An 18,063-nucleotide genomic window follows, 5' to 3' on the forward strand; every position below is an offset into this window, starting at 1 on the left:
GTTCTGCCTAACGAATGATGAGAGCCATCTTATCAAATGACGATCAGGATTGGCACTCACATTTAGAACTGAGTGTCAAGGAATCGGGACTCGGTAGGCAAGCCGGATTTTTCATGATTGGCGGCGTGCGCCGGTGCGGGTGCGGCGGCCCGCATCGGGGCCGGCGAGGCAGCCGGAAAGCCCCGCCGGATGGGCGTTTGCGGCCGGCCCTTGAATATAGGGCCTGATAGATTTCAGGACTGTGGCGGCAGGGTCGGATCGCATCCCGGCGACCCGACTTCCGGCCATTTTTGATTCTGTTCGTGCGTGAATGCGCGGCTTTATTCCACAGTCCGTTGCAATTCCGTCAGCCCGCCGTGCCGTAACCGCCGCCGCCCGGCGTTTCGACGACGAACACGTCGCCCGGCGCCATCTGCGCGCGCCCGATATGTTCCAGCGCCTCGACCGTGCCGTCCGCCCGCTCGATCGTGTTGCGGCCGAGCGCGCCGGCCGCGCCGCCCGCCGCGCCGAACGGCGCATGGATCCGGTTGTTCGACAGGATCGACGCGGTCATCGGCTCGAGGAAGCGGATCCGCCGCACCGCGCCGTCGCCGCCGCGCCAGCGCCCGCCGCCGCCCGACCCGGCGCGGATCCGGTGCGAGTCGAGCCGCACCGGGTAGCGCCATTCGAGCACCTCCGGATCGGTGAGCCGCGAGTTCGTCATGTGCGTCTGCACCGCGCCGACGCCCGCGAAGCCGTCGCCCGCGCCGCTGCCGCCCGCGATCGTCTCGTAATACTGGTATCGGTCGTTGCCGAACGTGAAGTTGTTCATCGTGCCCTGGCTCGACGCGACGCAGCCGAGCGCGCCGTACAGCGCGTTGGTGATCGCCGACGACGTCTCGACGTTGCCCGACACGACCGCGGCCGGATACTCGGGGTTCAGCATCGAGCGCGCGGGCACGATCACCGTGAGCGGCTTCAGGCAGCCGGCGTTCAGCGGGATGTCGTCGCCCACCAGCGTGCGGAACACGTACAGCACGGCGGCCATGCAGACGGCCTTCGGCGCATTGAAGTTGTTGTCGAGCTGCGCGGACGTACCGGTGAAATCGATCTCCGCGCGCCGCGCCCCGCGGTCGACACGGATCGCGACGCGAATCTCCGCGCCGTTGTCGAGCGGATAGCGGTACGCGCCGTCCTGCAACGCGCCGATCACGCGCCGCACGGCTTCTTCCGCGTTGTCCTGCACGTGCCCCATGAACGCGAGCACGACGTCGCGGCCGAACTGCGCGACCATCCGGCGCAGCTCGTCGACGCCCTTCTGGTTCGCGGCGACCTGCGCGCGCAGGTCGGCCATGTTCTGCTCGACGTTGCGCGCCGGGTAGCGGCCCGACGCGAGCAGCGCGCGCGTGTCGGCATCGCGCAGCACGCCGGCCGACACGAGCTGCCAGTTGTCGATCAGCACGCCTTCCTCGTCGATATGGGTCGAATCGGGCGGCATCGAGCCCGGCGTCGTGCCGCCGATGTCCGCGTGGTGGCCACGCGAGCCGACGTAGAACAGCGGCGCGTCCGCGCCATCCGCGAACACCGGCGTGATCACCGTCACGTCCGGCAGGTGCGTGCCGCCGTGATACGGGTCGTTCAGCATGAACACGTCGCCGTCGCGCATGCGGCCGCGGTTGCGCTCGATCACCGTGCGGATGCTCTCGCCCATCGAGCCGAGATGCACCGGCATGTGCGGCGCGTTCGCGATCAGGTTGCCGTCGCCGTCGAAGATCGCGCACGAGAAGTCGAGGCGCTCCTTGATGTTCACCGAGTACGCGGTGTTCTGCAGCCGCAGCCCCATCTGCTCGGCGATCGACATGAACAGGTTGTTGAAGATCTCGAGCCGCACGGGATCGGCATCGGTGCCGAGCGAGCGGCGCGTCGGCAGCGGCGTCGTGCGCGTCAGCACGAGGTTGCCCTGCGCGGTCATCCGCGCGCACCAGCCGGGCTCGACGACGGTCGTGCCGTTCTTCTCCGCGATGATCGCCGGGCCGTCGATCGCGTCGCCGGCGAGCAGCGTGTCGCGCACGTAAAGCGCCGCGTCGTGCCACTGGCTGCCGGAATAAAAGCGCACGGCGGAATCGGCGCGCGGCGCGCCGTCGTCACCCGCGCCGCCCGCCCCGCGCGGCGCGAGCGGTGCGATGTCGACCGGCGCGTCGGAGCGGCCGATCGCCTCGACCGACGCCAGCTCGGCGACGAGCGGCGTGCCGGGCATCAGGAACGCGTAACGCTGCCGGTACGCGTCCTCGAACGCCTGCTGCATCGCGTCGACGCTGCCGGCCGGCACGTCGAGCGCCGAATCGGTGCCCTGGTAGCGCAGGTGCACGCGCCGCTCGGTCGCGATCCGCTCCGGCGGCACGCCCTGTTCGAGCAGCGCGCCGACGGCCTCGTCGGCCAGCCGGTCGAGCGCCGCGTTCAGCGCCGGCAGCGATGCGTCGGACAGCACGGCCTCGACCGCGCGCTCGCGCATCGCGGTCTGGTCGGCGAGGCCCATCCCGTACGCGGACAGCACGCCCGCGAGCGGATGCGCGAACACCTGCGTCATCCCGAGCGCGTCGGCCACGCCGCACGCGTGCTGGCCGCCCGCGCCGCCGAACGTCGTCAGCACGTAGCGCGACACGTCGTGGCCGCGCTGCACGGAGATCTTCTTGATCGCGTTCGCCATGCTGCCGATCGCGATCTCCAGGAAACCTTCGGCGAGCGCCTCGGGCGTCTCGCGCCGCCCGGTCGCCGCGTGGATCTCGTCGGCGAGCGCGGCGAACTTCGCGACCACGCCGTCGCGGTCGAGCGGCTCGTCCGCGTGCGGGCCGAACACGCGCGGGAAATGATCGGGCTGGATCTTGCCGAGCATCACGTTGCAGTCGGTCACCGTCAGCGGGCCGCCGCGCCGGTACGCGGCCGGCCCCGGGTTCGCGCCGGCCGATTCGGGCCCGACGCGCAGCCGCGCGCCGTCGAAGCCGAGCACCGAGCCGCCGCCCGCGGCAACCGTATGGATGCTCATCATCGGCGCGCGCATCCGCACGCCGGCCACCTGCGTCTCGAACACGCGCTCGAACTCGCCGTTGTAGTGCGACACGTCGGTCGACGTGCCGCCCATGTCGAAGCCGATCACCTGGCCGAAGCCGGCCGCGCGCGCGGCGCGCACCATCCCGACGATGCCGCCCGCCGGGCCCGACAGGATCGCGTCCTTGCCCTGGAACGCATCGGCGCGCGTCAGCCCGCCGCTGCTCTGCATGAACTGCAGGTTCACGCCCGGCATCTCGTGTGCGACCTGCTCGACATAACGGCGCAGGATCGGCGACAGGTACGCGTCGACCACGGTCGTATCGCCGCGCGACACCATCTTCATCAGCGGCGACACTTCGTGCGACACCGATAGCTGCGTGAAGCCGATGCGGCGCGCGAGTTCGGCCAGCGCGCGTTCGTGCGCGGTGTAGCGATAGCCGTGGATCAGCACGATCGCGAGCGCGCGCACGCCCGAGTCGAACACGCGGCGCAGCGACGCTTCGGCGCCCTGCACATCGAGCGGCACGACGACGTCGCCATGCGCGCCGATGCGCTCGTCGATCTCGACGACCGTCTCGTACAGCGCATCGGGCAGCACGATGTCGAGATCGAACAGGCGCGGCCGGTTCTGGTACGCGATGCGCAGCACGTCGCGAAAGCCGTGCGTGGTCGCGAGCGCGGTGCGCTCGCCCTTGCGTTCGAGCAGCGCGTTGGTCGCGACCGTCGTGCCCATCTTCACCATGTCGACGCGCTCGGGCGTGATCGGCTCGCCTTGCGCGAGGCCGAGCAGGTGGCGGATGCCGGCCACGGCCGCGTCGCGATACTGCTCGGGGTTCTCCGACAGCAGCTTGTGCGTGACGAGCGTGCCGTCGGGCCGGCGCGCGACGATGTCGGTGAAGGTACCGCCGCGGTCGATCCAGAATTGCCAGCGCGCGGCGTCGGAGGAAACGGGAGAAGTTTGTCGGTCAGTCATGATGTCGGGTCGATGCGTCGTTGATTCGAAGGACGAGCGCCGCCGCACGGCGCGCGTCGCGCGCCATGTCACGGTGTCGATGAAAAGGGGAGAACATGCAGGGCGGGCCGCCCTGCCGCTTGTGGCTTGCGGCTTACGCGGCGTCGAGTTCGCGGCCGCGTGTCTCGGGCAGCGTCAGCGCGGCGACGATCACCACGCCGTACGCGGCGACCGCGAAGATCCCGATGCTCGTGCCGAGCCCGTATTCCTTCGACAGTGCGCCGATCAGGAACGGGAACAGTGCGCCGATCGCGCGGCCCACGTTGTAGCAGAAGCCCTGGCCGGAGCCGCGCACGCGGGTCGGGAACAGTTCGGTGAGGAACGCGCCCATCCCCGAGAAGATGCCCGATGCGAAGAAGCCGAGCGGGAAACCGAGCCACAGCATCGACGCGTTGGTCAGGTTCAGCGACGTGTACGCGAACGCGATCACCATCGAGCCGACCGCGAACAGGATGAAGTTGGGCTTGCGGCCGAGACGGTCGGTCAGGTACGCGCTCGTCAGGTAACCGACCCACGAACCGAAGATGATCATCGCGAGATAACCGCCGGTGCCCATCACGGTCAGGTGCCGCTCGGTCTTCAGGAAGGTCGGCAGCCACGTCGTGATCGCGTAGTAGCCGCCCTGCGCGCCGGTCGTCAGCAGCGCCGCGCGCAGCGTCGTCGTGATCAGCTTCGGCGCGAAGATCTCGGTGAGGCGCGGCGCATCGGCCACCTTCGCCTGCGCGGCCTTCTCCTTCTCGTAGACGTCCGGCTCCTTCACGTAGCGGCGGATCGCGACGACCAGCAGCGCCGGCGCCAGCCCGACGAGAAACAGCGCGCGCCATGCCTGCTCGGCCGGCAGCACCGAGAACAGCAGCGCATACAGCAGCGCGCACAGCCCCCAGCCGATCGCCCAGCCCGACTGCACGAGGCCGACTGCCTTGCCGCGGTCGCGCGCGCGGATCACTTCGCCGATCAGCACCGCGCCGGCCGTCCATTCGCCGCCGAAGCCGAACCCCATCAGCGCGCGCGCCGCGAGCAGCTGATGGTAGGACTGCGCGAGCCCGCACAGCGCGGTGAACACGGCGAACCACAGCACGGTGAGCTGCAGCGTGCGCACGCGGCCGATCCGGTCGGACAGGATGCCGGCGATCCAGCCGCCGAGCGCCGACGCGAGCAGCGTGATCGTGCCGATGAAACCCGCATCCGCGAGCGAAATGCCCCAGGTCGCGACCAGCGTCGGGATCACGAACGACAGCATCTGCGTGTCCATCCCGTCGAGCATGTAGCCGACCTTGCAGCTCCAGAAGGCGCGGCGCTCACGCGGCTGCGCGTCGGCATACCACGAGAACAGGCCGTTGCGCTCGGGGCTCGCGGGCTCCGCGGCGGGGGCCGCGAGGGTCTTGCTTTCCATGGTGGTGCTCCTGTCGTTATGCGCCGTCAAAGCGGTGTGGTGTCGTGCGTGCGTGTGTCGTGCTGGTGTGGTGCGGGCAGCCGCCATCCCGGATCAGAACACGGCCAGCGATGCGTTGGTGATGTCGGTCATCAGCATGTGGCCGGGCGTATGCGCGATCGCGAGCGGCAGCTTCGCGTCCATCAGCGCGGTTTGCGGCGTCACGCCGCACGCCCAGAACACCGGCAGTTCGCCGTCGCGGATCGTTACCGCGTCGCCGAATTCCGGCGCGTTCAGATCCGCGATGCCCAGTTCCTGCGGGTGGCCGATATGAATCGGCGCGCCGTGCACGCCCGGGAACCGGCTCGTGATCTGTACCGCGCGGATCGCGTCGGCGCCGCGCATCGGCCGCATCGACACGACCAGCTGGCCGCCGAAGATGCCCGCGCGGCGGTTCGGAATCGACGTGCGATACATCGGCACGTTGCGCCCTTCCTCGACGTGGCGCAGCCCGATCCCTTCGCGGGCCAGCATGTCCTCGAACGAGAACGAGCAGCCGATCGCGAATACGACGAAATCGTCGCGCCACAGCGCTTCCAGCGACTCGACGCGCTCGGTCAGGCAGCCGTCGCGGTAAATGTTGTAGCTCGGCACGTCGGTGCGGATGTCGAGATCCTCGCCGAGCGCGTCGACCCGGAACGCGCCCGGTTCGCCGACGCCGAGCAGCGGGCACGCCTTCGGGTTCGCCTGGCAGAAGCGCAGGAAATCGTGCGCATACGCGTCGGGCAGGATCGCGAGGTTGGCTTGCGCGAACGGGCCGCAGTGGCCTGCGGTCGGGCCGCGGAACGCGCCGCGGCGCACGGACTGGCGGAATTCGGAAGGCGTCATGAGGTTCTATCGCAGATCAGGATGTCGTCGGGATGACGGTGTCGCGTCATCGGATACGGCGAAGAATAGAAAAGAAAAAATTTTGTCGCCAACGAGTTTTTTTGCGCTTCGTGTATAGAATTTCTTAACGGATCTTGGGGTTTTCCCCGGTCCCGTTCACTTTTCCTCACCGGCAAGCTGCGCATCCACCGTCCGCCCGACCGCCATGAACACGCGTTTTCTCGAAACCTTCGTCACGCTCGCGAAGCTGCGCAACTTCCGCACGACGGCCGCCGAGCTGCACGCGACGCCGGCCGCGATCTCGCAGCGCCTGAAGGCGCTTGAGGACGAGCTGCAGACCGTGCTCGTCGACCGCGACAGCCGCGAATTCCGGCTCACGCCGAACGGCGAGTACCTGCTCGGTTATGCGAAAGCCGTGGTCGAGGCGACCCAGCAGCTGCAGGCCGCCGCGGCCGGCGAGAGCGCGCTGCGTGGCAAGCTGCGGCTCGGCGTGATCGAGACGGTCGTGCATAGCTGGTTGCCGCACTATATGCGCCGCCTCGCCGCCGACTATCCGGAACTCGAGATCGACCTGACCGTCGACGTGAGTGTGGTGCTGCAGCGCCGGCTGATGGCGGGCGAACTCGACCTGATCATCCGCGTCGAGGGCAGCGACGAGGCGTCGGTCGTCTGCGACGCGCTCGCGAACTACCCGGTGCGCTGGATCGCGCGCGCCGGGCTGCTGCCGAACACCCGCACGGGCCTCGCGCGGCAGGTGCTGCGCCAGCCGATCCTCACCTACGGGCGCGGCACGGCACCCCACCGTGCACTCGAGGATATCGTGCGCACGCTCGCACATGCGCACGGCGTGCCGCTGTCGGACACGCGCATCACCGGGTCGCCGTCGATCTCGGTGATCGTGCAGCTCGTGCGCGACGGCTTCGGCGTCGCCGCGATTCCGGTGCTGTTCGTCGATGCGCTGATCGAGAGCGGCGAAGTCGTCGAGCTGCCGCTGCAGCCGTCGCCGCCGTCGATCGTCGTGTCGATGTCGCGGCGCGCGGATGCACCGCGATACGTGCACGGCGCGTCGATCGCCGCGCGGGCCGCGTGTCATGAATACTGCGAGAAGAGTACGCGGCGGCTGGTTGAAGCGCTTTGATGTGGTGTGTCGACGCGCAGACGTCGATACGGAACGCGATGTTCGCGGTCCGGGAGCGCGCGGACCGAACGCACGCCGCACCGACCTTCAAAAAGAACACGGCCGCGGAAACCCGCGGCCGTGCGTCCTGCTCCCGGCATCAGCCGGGCATCGCCTGCGTCAGTGCGACCGGCCCGTTTCGGTACCCGGCGCGAACGAGATGCCGCGCAGCACTTCCGCGAATTTCGCCGTCCGCAGCACGGCGAACTGCTCGTGCGCGGCCGTCGTCGCGCTCGTGTTCTTCAGCACGTCGCGCACCGCGACCAGCTGGTTCGGATCGGCGCCGACATCGCCGTTGCCGCTGACCGTCGACGTGATCGCCCAGATCGTCACCGTGCCGTCGCGTTCGACGCGGCCCGTCAGGTTGCGCAGGCCAGCCGTCGCCGGTGCCCACGGCAGCCCCGTCGCGGCATTGTTGCCCAACGGATAACCGGCGACCGAATACGGCTGACCGAGCTTCAGCCCGTTCTGCAGCGTGTACGCGAGCTTCCACTGCTTCGCGTTCGCGTCGTACACCCACTTCTGCAGGCCGGCGCCCGTCTGCGCGGCCGCATGCGTGTACAGGTCCGGGCCACCCGTGTAGCCGTCGCCTTCGTCCGCGACATACAGTGTGTTCGCGTCGGCGAACCACATCCCGAACGGGTAGGACAGCGTCGTCGCGGTCTTGTTCGGCGTGGTCGGGAAGCCGGCCAGCACGCACATGTTGTTCGGCAGGCCGGTCGTCTGCAGCGTGGCCGGGTTGTACGCGAGCGGCGCCGTCGGCAGCTTCGCCTTCGGCGACGGCACGCCGACGCCCGACGGGCACGCGGTGCCGGTCGTATCGACGAAGTACACCGTGTTCACGCCGTTGCCGCCGCTGCCTTTCGTGTAGTACACGACGTCGTCGTGCACCGCGATGCCGCGGAAGTTGTCGTCCTTGCCGATCTTGTCGGCCTTCGCGCCGAGTTCCGTGACCGAGAAGCTCGCGAGCGGCGTCGGCACACCCGGGTCCTGCTGCGCTTCATGGTGCTTCGCGCCGTCGATGATCTGCGCACCCGCGCCGAGGATCACATTGTCGGGCTGCGGGTTCGAACCGTTGCCTGCGTTACCCGACGTGTAGTAGATCTCGCGACCGTCGCGATTGTTCAGGATCGCCGCGCGGCCGTTGTTGCCGCTGTACGCATTCGTCTCGGTGAAACGGAAGTGCCCGTGACGATCGACGCGTGCGATCGCGCGATAGACGTTCTGCCCGTCCGGGTTCGTCGTATCGACCGCGGCCGGCGTGTTCGAATTCGACACGTCGATCGCGTTGACCGGCGCGACGTAACCCATGAACGTCAGGTAGTTGCCGTCGGCCGACAGGTGCAGGCCGAGTTCCGACTTCGAGCTGAAGCTCGTCACGAGCTGGTCGTGCGCGAAGCCCTTGTGCAGGCTGTTGGGCACTTCGAGCGTGCCGACGACGCCGCCGGCCGGCGTGATCTGGTCGAGGAAGATGCGCGACGTGATGCCGAAGCTGCCGTCGTAGTGGTCGTTGTTCCACACATACGGATAGGTGCCGTCGTTCGGTGCGCCGGTCGCCGCACCGCAGCCACCGGTGGTCTTCGCGCAGTTCGGCGGCAGGATCGCGCCGGGCTGGACGTTGCCCGACACGTTGTCGTAGACGCTGCGGCTGAGCACCAGGAAGCCCGGTACGAAACCCGGCTCGAAACGGCTTGCGTCGCCGTCGTCGTGCGGGGCGGCCTGCGCGCCGATGCTGGCGGCAATCAGCGTCAGTGCGACGACGGGAACGGTTCGATCGCGCAGCGCGCGGGTGCGCTTCGCGGACAAGGCGAAATTCGGCATGGACAAGGCTCCGTACGACATCGAGTGAGGACGTTGTTGGTGGACAGACTGACGACGTGAAGCCCCGCCACCTTAGCCATGCTTGATGAAGAATTGATTGCACACGGACCCGCCTGAACCCGCATGCGGACGCGGGCCGCCGGTTGCGGCTCGTTGTTATTTATCCGTAATACGAAAGAAATGAATCAGACAGCCAGTTACGTGGAGAGGCCCGCATGCGGTTGCGCGAGCTTGCCGTCGCCGTACTCGCGCAGCACCTTCGAGATCACGACGCGATAACCGTCGAGCCAGCGCGCCTGCTGCGCTTTCGCTTCGAGATGCGCCGGATGCTGCATCAACTGCTGCAGCGCCGCTTCCGACTCCCAGTAGTAGACGTTCTGGATCAGCCCCGACTCGGCGTTCTCCCACGTTTCCTCGCCGAGGTAGCCGGGCGTCGCGCGGGCCATGTCGGCGATCTGCCGGTCGAGCCGGTGGAAATCGTCGTCGTATTGTCCGGCACGGAAAATGAAGGTCGACGCGTACATGCACGCTCCATCGAAGGCGATTGAAAGAGCGCCAAGTGTAAGGCACGCGCCGCGTGCCGCGGTCGTCACGCGGCGAGCGTATCGGCGTCGAGCCGATCGTCGAGCCACGCGTCGATGCGCGGCGCGTCTTCACGCGTTCCGGGTGCGGGCGCCGGCATCGCCGCCAGCGCATGCCGCGCACGTTCCAGCGCCTGCGCGAAGCCGCGCAACTCGCGCGTCGCGGGCCGGTCGTCGACGCGGCGGCGTGCGAGCGCCGCTTCGATGCTCGCACCGATCAACACGCGTTGTGCGTCGATGAAGTCGATGCACAACGCGCGGCAATGTGCGGAAACCGGCGCGACGGCCAGCAGGACGGGCACGATCGACACGGTCAGGTAGCCGCCCGGTGCCAGCCGCAACAGCGCATGCCGCAGATCCTGCCCGCCCTCGGTCAGCGATGCGAATACCGCGTCACGCCACACCGCACGCTCGAACACGAGCGCATCGCGATGCGTGTCGAGCGCCGCGCGATCGGCGACTTGCCCGGCCGTCACCAGTGGAATGGCGAATGCCGGCTCGCCGGAAGACGGTGCATCCTTGCCCTTCGATTCGACGATGCAGTTCGCGCCAAGCCATGCCGTTTCATCGCGCCGCGCGGCGAGCACGCGAGCCTGCAGGCGGTCCGGCAGCAGCGGATCGAGCGGCACCGCGCCGCAGATCGACGGTTTGTCCGCATGCACGCTGCAGCGGCCGTCGTCGGCCAGCGCCGCGCAACGGCCGAGCGACGGATAGTCGTAGCCCTGCAGCGTCAGCGCGATCCATTCGCCGCCCGCGCCGCCGAAACGATGGAACAAGCGGTCCGCCAGCGCATCGGCAGCCGCGACGTCGTCCGCATCGAGTGCATGCTCTCGCCCGCCCGCACGCCAGCGCTCGCCGATCCGGTGCTTAGGCACGCGACGGATCGTCAGCGCGCCAACGAAGCGGTGCCGATGCCGGAGCAGTTCGCGCAATGACAGCGTCGGCGCGCTGTTGCAGCAGCGTCCGCATGCGTTGCACGCGAGCCGGTACGTGTCTACCACGGCCGCCGCACCGAGTCCTGGTAGCGCGTGAGGATGAAGCGCGCGACGTCGTCCGAGTGATACGCGGCGACGAGTTGCGTCACCCACGGTTTCGCGCGATCGGCATCGCGCACCGTCAGCACGTTCGCATACGGCGAGCGCGCGTCCTCGATGCTGATGCTGTCACGTGCGGGCTGCAGCCCGACGCGCGCGGCTTCGTCGCTGTCGATCGCGACGAACGCGGCCGTGTCGAGCGCGGCGTAAAGACGATCGCGGCGCAGCGCGACGAGCTTCAGCCCGAGCCGGTTGCCGGTCACGTCGCGCAGCGTCGCATGCAGGCCGGCCTGCTCGCGCAGCGTCACCAGCGTATCGTTCTGCAGCAGCACGAGCGCACGCGCCATCCCGCGCGGGTCGGCCGGAATCGCGACCGTCGCGCCGGGCTGCAGTTCGTTCAGGTTCTTCAGCTTGCGCGAATAAAGCGCCATCGGCAGCGTGACGGTCGGTGCGACCTCCGCCAGTGCGTAGCGCTTCTGCGCGCGCGTCGCGGCAAGCTGCTGCGCATCCTCGAAGCTGGCCGCGTCGATCCGGCCGTCGGCGAGTGCCGCGTCGATGCGCGACGCATCGTCGAATTCGACGACATCGACGCCGAATCCGCGCGACGCGGCGACCCGCTTCACTTCGTCCAGGATCTGCGCATGCACGCCGCGCGTCACGCCGACGCGCACGGCCGGCGCGGCGGCTTCCGCGGCAACGGCCGAGCCCTGATGCACGACACCGCACGCGGCCAGCAGCCACACGGAAACGAATCGCATGCCGCGCGTCATGATGCATCCCTCAGGATCGTGCGAAAGCCGATGTGCGAAGCACCGAGATCGGCTTCCTGCTGTTCGCGCGACGATGCGCGATAACGCACGCAGTAGTCGCGCGAGCACAGGAACGAGCCGCCCTTGATGACCATCGGCGTATCGTGCCGGCGCGTCGGCGGCGCGACGGCCGCCGTGTCGCCGTTCGTGTGCGACTGGTGCGGGCCCGTGTACGCGTCCTTCGTCCATTCCCAGGCGTTGCCGATCATGTCGTAGAGCCGGAACCCGTTCGCCGCGTAGCAGCCGACGGGCGCGAGCCCCGCGTGACCGTCCTCGGCCGTATCGAGCACCGGAAACACGCCCTGCCAGTAGTTCGCGGCCGGCTTGCCCTGCGCGTCGCGCGGCGCCGCGTCGAGCGATGCATCGTCACGGCCGGCCTTGCCCGCGTACTCCCATTCGGCTTCGGTCGGCAGGTCGCGGCCGAGCCAGCGCGCATACGCGAACGCATCGCGCTGCGTGACGAGCGTGACGGGCAGGTTGCCGAGCCCGTCGACGCCGCTGCCGGGCCCGCGCGGATGCCGCCACGATGCGCCCTTCACCCACGACCACCACGCGAGGTCGCGTGCATTCATCTCGTCGCGCGTCGGCACATGGAACACCGCCGCGCCGCCCTGCTGCTCGGCCTCGGTCACGTAGCCGGTCGCCTGCACGAATGCGGCGAACTGCGCGATCGTCACGTCGGTCTGGTCGATCCAGAAGCTACCGACATGCGTGCGGCCGTCGCCCACCGGGCGCTCGTCCGCATAACCGCGCGTGCTGCCGAACACGAACGCGCCGCCGCGCAGGTGCACCATCCCGGCCTTCGGATCGTCGCGCCACTTCGCCGGCAGCCCCAAATAACGCTCGCATTGCCGCTCCGAACCGAGCGGCGCGAGCGCGCGGCCGCGATTCGCGTCGTCGAACGCGCCACCTGCCGGCGCGGCAGGATTCGCATAACCCACCGCGAACGCAGTGGCGAACAGCGTGGCGGCGAGCACCGCGCCGATCGTCCAGAACCGGAACCGCATCGTGTCGCCCTCTCGCTCAGTAATAGCCGCGCGGACGCAGCGGCTCGACGCCGCCGACGTTGCTCATGTAGGTCTTCCACTGGGCGACGAGCGTCTGGATCACCGACGGGTTCTGCGCCGACACGTCGGTCGTCTCGCCGCGATCCGACGCGAGGTCGTAAAGCTGCCAGTGGCCGTCGGGCGGCCCGAGCGGCGGCTCCGTCCACAGCGCCTTCCAGCGGCCGTCGCCGCTGCGCAGGTACGCGCGGCCGTACGCTTCGTCGCCGAACGGCACCGTATGCACCTCGCCCGTCGCCGATCCGGTGAGCACCGGCAGCAGCGACTGGCCCGTGACCGGATACACGTAGCGGTTGTTGTAGATCACCTTGCCCTTGTTCTGGTCGACACCCGTCAGCGTGTTGACGAGCGGCGGCGCCGGCTGCGACGGCGGTGTGACGCCCGCGACCGCGAGGAACGTCGCCGTGTTGTCGGTCACATGCGTGAACGCGCGCAGCGTCGGCAAGGACTGCGACTGGCCCGGCAGGCGCACGATCGTCGGCGTCGATACGCCGCCTTCGGCCGAATAACCCTTCGTGAGCCGGAACGGCGACGCGCTCACTTCGGCCCAGCGCAGCCCGTACTGCAGGCGCTGCGCGTTCTGCTTGCCGTTGTCGGTGCCGAGCGTCGAATAGATCGGCTCCTGCCCGTTCGCGGTGTCGGTCGCGGTCGGGTCGGCGCCGCCGTCGATCGGCCAGCCTTCCGCGCCGTTGTCCGACTGGAACATGATGAACGTGTTGTCGTACTGGCCGATGTCCTTCAGGTGCTGGATCAGCAGACCGATGTTGTAGTCGAGGTTCTCGACCATCCCCGCGTAGATCTCCATGTAGCGCGCCTGCGCCTTGCGCTCGGCCGGCGACAGGCTCGACCACAGCTTGTCGACCTTGCCCGGGCCGTAGTCGCCGTAGCCGTCCGCGGCCGAATGCACCGCGCTGATGTATTTCGCGCTCGCGGTGCCGTTGTTCGCCGTCGCGGGCGACGCCGCCGTCGTTTCGGGCAGGCCGTCGAACGGCTTGAAATCGGCGGGAATCAGGCCGAGCGCTTTCTGCCGCGCGATCCGCGCGTTGCGGATCGCGTCGTAGCCGGCGTCGTACACGCCCGCGTACTTGTGCAGCCACGGGTCGGGCACCTGCAGCGGCCAGTGCGGCGACGTGTAGGCCGCGTACGCGAAGAACGGCTTGCCGTCGCGCTGGTTCGAATCGATGTACGAGATCAGCTTCTGCGTATAGAAATCGGTCGAATAGAACACGGCCGGGCTGCCGCCGGTGCCGCCCGGTTGCCCGGGCTGGCCCGGCTGCACGTAGCGGCCGTCTTCCGTGTAGTTCGACGAGCCGGCCGGCTCGTGCGCGAAGTGGTTCGTCGCCGCGCCGCCGAGCAACACGTAGCTGCGCTCGAAACCCCACTGGTCGGGCGTCTGCCCGCTGCCGGTCGCGCTGCCGACGATCCCCGAGCCGATGTGCCACTTGCCCGCGATATACGTGTGATAACCGGCGTCCTTCAGCAGTTGCGCGAACGACAGCGCGCGATCATTCAGGTAACCCTCGTAGCCGGGCAGCCCGCGCCGCTCGTCGGTCGGCACGCCCATCGTGCCTTCGCCGACGAGATGGTGATCGGTGCCGGACACCAGCATCGCACGCGTGATCGCGCAGACGGTGCCGGTGTGGTGATTCGACAGGATGCGGCCCGATGCGACGAGCGCATCGAGGTTCGGCGTGTTGATCTCGCCGCCGAATGCATGGATGTCGGAATAGCCGAGATCGTCGGCCATGATGTACAGGATGTTCGGGCGCTTGGCGGCCGGCGTCGGGTCGGCTTGCGGCGGGGTCGCGGCGGACTGCGACGGCGCATCGCTGTCGACGCCGCCGCACGACGCCAGCGACAGCGTGCCGGCGATCGCGGCGCAGACCACACGGAAACGGAAAGCATGCAACGGCGAAGCGGACTTTTTCATTGTTGTGAGCGCTCGATCTACGGGATCGGCGATCTTAGCGTCGCGCGCGCGGCGCCCAAAGTCGGATTCGTCACATGCTAACGGGGTGCGGGAATATGCGGTGCAGGCCGGAGCCGGCAGCCCGCATCGCCTTGCATCAACTCCGCCCGCCTAGGCTGCCGCCGCCGTCCACGGCCAGCACCTGCCCCGTGACGAAACCGGCTTCATCCGACAGGAAAAACCCGATCGCGGCCGCCACGTCGTCGGGCGTGCCGAGCCGGCGCGCGGGAATCGTCGCGAGCACCTTGCGTTCGGCCTCGCTGCCGACGGGGCGAGTCTGGCGGAACAGTTCCGTCTCGATCGGGCCCGGCGCAACCGCGTTGACCGTCACGCCATGTTCGGCCAGTTCGAGCGCCCACGTGCGCGTGCAGCCGACCAGCGCGCTCTTCGCGGCTGAATAGGCCGTGCGGTCGAGGCTGCCGAAAATCGCGCGGCTGCACACGTTGACGATGCGCCCGTGACCGCGCACCTTCATCGCATCGGCAAAGTGCTGCGTGACCTGGATCGCGGCCCGCACGTTGAGATCGAACACGGCCTGCAGCGACTGGAAATCGATCTGCCCGAGCGGTTGCGGCAACGCAATGCCCGCGTTGTTGACGATGCCATCGACGTCGTGCCGCTCGCCGATGCGCGCAAGGGTTGCCGCCGCCTGCTCGATGTCGGCGAGATCGCACGCGAGCAATTCGCCGGGGAAATCGATGCCCTGCGCATGTCGCGCGAGACCGATGACGCGATGGCCGCGCTGCGCCAGAAGTGTGCTGACCGCGAAGCCGATGCCGCGCGACGCGCCGGTGACGAGACAGGTACGGGATGACATGATTCGTGCCTTTGTGGAAGGAAGCGAAGAAGTCGCGATGCAGTCGCATTCCAGACCATTGTGAACCGGGCCGGAAAAACGCGTACGGTCGGCGGCACTCGCTTCGTTCAACCGCTACGCCCGGATGCGGTGCACGCGTCAATAACGCATCACCAGAAACAAGCCGGCCGCCGCGAGCACCATGCCGGGCCATGCGAGCGCACCGATCGTCTCGCCGAGCGCCACCAGTGCGATCAGCGCGGTCGCAGGCGGAATCAGGAAGAACAGCGCCGACACGCGCGACGCTTCGCCGTATTGCACCATCGCGAGCAGCAGCGAGATCGCGATCAGCGAATTGCAGATCACGAGGTACGCGAGCGAACCGGCGAGGCCGGCGGTCCATTGCACGTGCATCGGTTCGAGCGCGAACGCGAGCGGCGCGGTGACGGCCAGCCCGACCGTGTATTGCACGAGGTTTGCTGTGACCGGATGCACATCGGTGCCGAAGCGCTTTTCCCACAGCGTGCCGCCGGTGATGCACGCGAGCGCGAGCAGCGCGAACGCCAGCGCCCACGGCGATGCGACATCGACCGACGAGCGCGCGAGGATCACCAGCACCGCGCCCGCGGCGCCGAGCGCGAGCCCGACCCAGCGCAGCACGCCGACGCGCTCGCCGGCGATCATCGGTGCGAGCAGCCCGACGAGAATCGGCTGCTGCGACGTGACGAGCGCGACCGCGCCGGCCGACATGCCGAGCTTCAGGCTCAGGTACGTAAACGCGAAATAACCGGCCTGCAGCAACAGGCCGACGACAACGAGGTTGCGCCATTCGCGCCGCGTGCGCGGCAACGCGGGGCGCAGCCACAGGAACGGGCCAGCGAGCAATGCGACGACGCACGCATAGCGCAGCGCGAGAAACGTGAGCGGATCGGCATAACGCAGGCCGAGCTTCAGGAACACGAAACCGCTGGCCCACAGCAGCAGGAACAGCGCGGGCGCGATGCGCAGCCAGCCGGGTGGCTGTCTGACCATCGGGGTGTCGATCGCGGTCATGCGCGCTCGCGTTGCATCGCCGGACGGGCGTCCGGCCCGAGCGCGCCGGGGGAGCGGGCGGGCCGGCGCATCATCGGCGGATCAGGTGATAGATGACGTTCAGCACGGTCACCGCGATACCGATGACGATCACGATCTGCAGTTTCCTGTTCATGACGGCGTGCCCTCGGGTATGCGTGGTGCGGTGATCATACGCCGCGTCAGCCGGCCGCGCGCGACCGGCCGCCGCCCATCCGGCAAGGTTCGGTCAGAACCGGTGCCGGATCCCCGCATGCACCATCAGTTGCTTCCCGTTCGACGACAGATCGGCCGCGCCAGGGACATACGCCTGATCGAGCGACGAACCGGTCGCATCGCCGGTTATCCGCTGATACGCGCCCATCAGGTACACGTCCGTGCGTTTCGACAGGTTGTAGTCGGCCATCAACCCGAGCGAATGGATCTTCGGCTTCGCGGCGCCCGTCGTCGCGTCGTAGCGCACCGTCGTGTACACGTATTGCGCGCCGACGAACAACGCCGGCGTGAACTGGTACTTGCCGTTCACTTCGAAGTTCTGATACTTGATCGCCGTCACCGTGCCGCCCGCGAGCGGCCCCGTCACCGGCTCGATCGTCTCGTCGCCGAACAGGTAACCGACGTTCGCGGTCGGCCGCGTGACGTTGCTGTTCGTGTACGCGAATCCGACCGTCGCGGGCCCTGCGGTGTAGTTGACGCCCGCCCCGAAGATCCGCAGCCGTGCCGACGCAAAATTCGCGTCGGCGCCAACCGACCCCGAACCGGCGATCGCACCGCCCGACGTCGCGCCGGGGTTGTCCGCGTTCAGGAACGCCGCGCCGACGAGCAGGCCGCCCTGCTCGTACTGCGCGCCGACACTCCATACGCGGTTGTTCGCGAAACCCGTATCGTTGCTGAAGCTGTAGGTGCCGCCAAACGAGAAACCGGAGAAATCCGGGCTCGCGTACTTTACCGTGTTGTTCACGCGGAACGTGTTGCCGGTGTTGTCGTTGTCGAGCGGGTGCGAGAACGGATAAACGCCCCAGCTCCCGTTCGCGGTCGTCGGCGCGAGATAGTCGACGACCGAATCGTATTGCCGGCCGAGCGTCAGCGTGCCGAAGCGCGTGCTGCCAAGCCCGACGTAGGCCTGACGCCCGAACATGCGGCCGCCCTGCGCGAGCGTGCCGTTGTTCACGTTGAAGCCGCTCTCGATCTGGAACAGCGCGCTGTAACCGCCGCCCAGGTCCTCGGTACCCTTCAGCCCCCAGCGGCTGCCTTGTGCGAAGCCGCTTGCCATCTGCCACGCGCCATGGCCGCCGACGTTGTTCGTGTAGTCGATGCCGGCATCGACAAGGCCGTAAAGCGTGACACTGCTCTGTGCGAACGCGGGCGCTGCGCACAGCGCCGGAATCGCGACGAGAATCGATCTCCAGTTCATTCGTAATCCTTATTTATGGCTGACTGCG

General features: G+C 68.3%; 13 protein-coding genes. 1 reads left to right on the forward strand and 12 read right to left on the reverse strand.

Features of this window, described 5'->3' with window-relative positions:
- Positions 1–346: 346 nt before the first annotated feature.
- The 3 genes from ACTRWB_RS02610 to ACTRWB_RS02620 form a co-directional block, all read right to left on the reverse strand.
- Positions 347–4,000, reverse strand: coding sequence for a hydantoinase B/oxoprolinase family protein (locus ACTRWB_RS02610; RefSeq protein WP_446900828.1), 3,654 nt, complete (start codon positions 3,998–4,000; stop codon positions 347–349).
- 133 nt (positions 4,001–4,133) lie between these two features.
- Positions 4,134–5,432: an MFS transporter gene (locus tag ACTRWB_RS02615; RefSeq protein ID WP_193101299.1), complete on the reverse strand. Its 1,299-nt coding sequence runs from the start codon at positions 5,430–5,432 to the stop codon at positions 4,134–4,136.
- Positions 5,433–5,525: 93 nt separating this feature from the next.
- Positions 5,526–6,299 (reverse strand): putative hydro-lyase, encoded by a 774-nt coding sequence (locus ACTRWB_RS02620; protein WP_446900829.1) that lies wholly within the window; start codon positions 6,297–6,299, stop codon positions 5,526–5,528.
- Positions 6,300–6,504: 205 nt separating this feature from the next.
- On the opposite strand from ACTRWB_RS02620, the gene ACTRWB_RS02625 reads away from it, so the two are divergent.
- Positions 6,505–7,437, forward strand: coding sequence for a LysR family transcriptional regulator (locus ACTRWB_RS02625; protein WP_048248252.1), 933 nt, complete (start codon positions 6,505–6,507; stop codon positions 7,435–7,437).
- A gap of 159 nt (positions 7,438–7,596) precedes the next feature.
- Here ACTRWB_RS02625 and ACTRWB_RS02630 read toward each other — a convergent pair whose 3' ends face one another.
- The 9 genes from ACTRWB_RS02630 to ACTRWB_RS02670 form a co-directional block, all read right to left on the reverse strand.
- Entirely contained in the window at positions 7,597–9,297 is a 1,701-nt protein-coding gene (locus tag ACTRWB_RS02630; protein WP_446900830.1) for a hypothetical protein, read from the reverse strand.
- Between the two features lie 197 nt (positions 9,298–9,494).
- Entirely contained in the window at positions 9,495–9,821 is a 327-nt protein-coding gene (locus ACTRWB_RS02635) for an antibiotic biosynthesis monooxygenase family protein (RefSeq protein WP_446900831.1), read from the reverse strand.
- 65 nt (positions 9,822–9,886) lie between these two features.
- The gene (locus ACTRWB_RS02640; protein ID WP_446900832.1) at positions 9,887–10,879 is read right to left on the reverse strand and encodes a YkgJ family cysteine cluster protein; all 993 of its coding nucleotides are present in this window, start codon (positions 10,877–10,879) and stop codon (positions 9,887–9,889) included.
- Positions 10,873–11,682, reverse strand: coding sequence for a MetQ/NlpA family lipoprotein (locus ACTRWB_RS02645; protein ID WP_446900833.1), 810 nt, complete (start codon positions 11,680–11,682; stop codon positions 10,873–10,875). Before ACTRWB_RS02645 ends, ACTRWB_RS02640 begins: the two co-directional genes overlap by 7 nt.
- A complete protein-coding gene (locus tag ACTRWB_RS02650; RefSeq protein ID WP_446900834.1) occupies positions 11,679–12,728 on the reverse strand; it encodes a formylglycine-generating enzyme family protein in 1,050 nt (349 codons plus the stop codon). Before ACTRWB_RS02650 ends, ACTRWB_RS02645 begins: the two co-directional genes overlap by 4 nt.
- 16 nt (positions 12,729–12,744) lie before the next feature.
- On the reverse strand, positions 12,745–14,715 hold the full coding sequence (locus ACTRWB_RS02655) for an arylsulfatase (protein WP_446900835.1): 1,971 nt from the start codon (positions 14,713–14,715) through the stop codon (positions 12,745–12,747).
- A 136-nt stretch (positions 14,716–14,851) separates the two neighbouring features.
- Positions 14,852–15,571, reverse strand: coding sequence for an SDR family oxidoreductase (locus ACTRWB_RS02660; RefSeq protein ID WP_446900836.1), 720 nt, complete (start codon positions 15,569–15,571; stop codon positions 14,852–14,854).
- A gap of 138 nt (positions 15,572–15,709) precedes the next feature.
- The gene (locus tag ACTRWB_RS02665) at positions 15,710–16,603 is read right to left on the reverse strand and encodes a DMT family transporter (protein ID WP_446900837.1); all 894 of its coding nucleotides are present in this window, start codon (positions 16,601–16,603) and stop codon (positions 15,710–15,712) included.
- Between the two features lie 247 nt (positions 16,604–16,850).
- A complete protein-coding gene (locus tag ACTRWB_RS02670; protein WP_446900838.1) occupies positions 16,851–18,035 on the reverse strand; it encodes a porin in 1,185 nt (394 codons plus the stop codon).
- Positions 18,036–18,063 lie beyond the last annotated feature (28 nt).

The organism is Burkholderia sp. YIM B11467 (assembly GCF_052952715.1).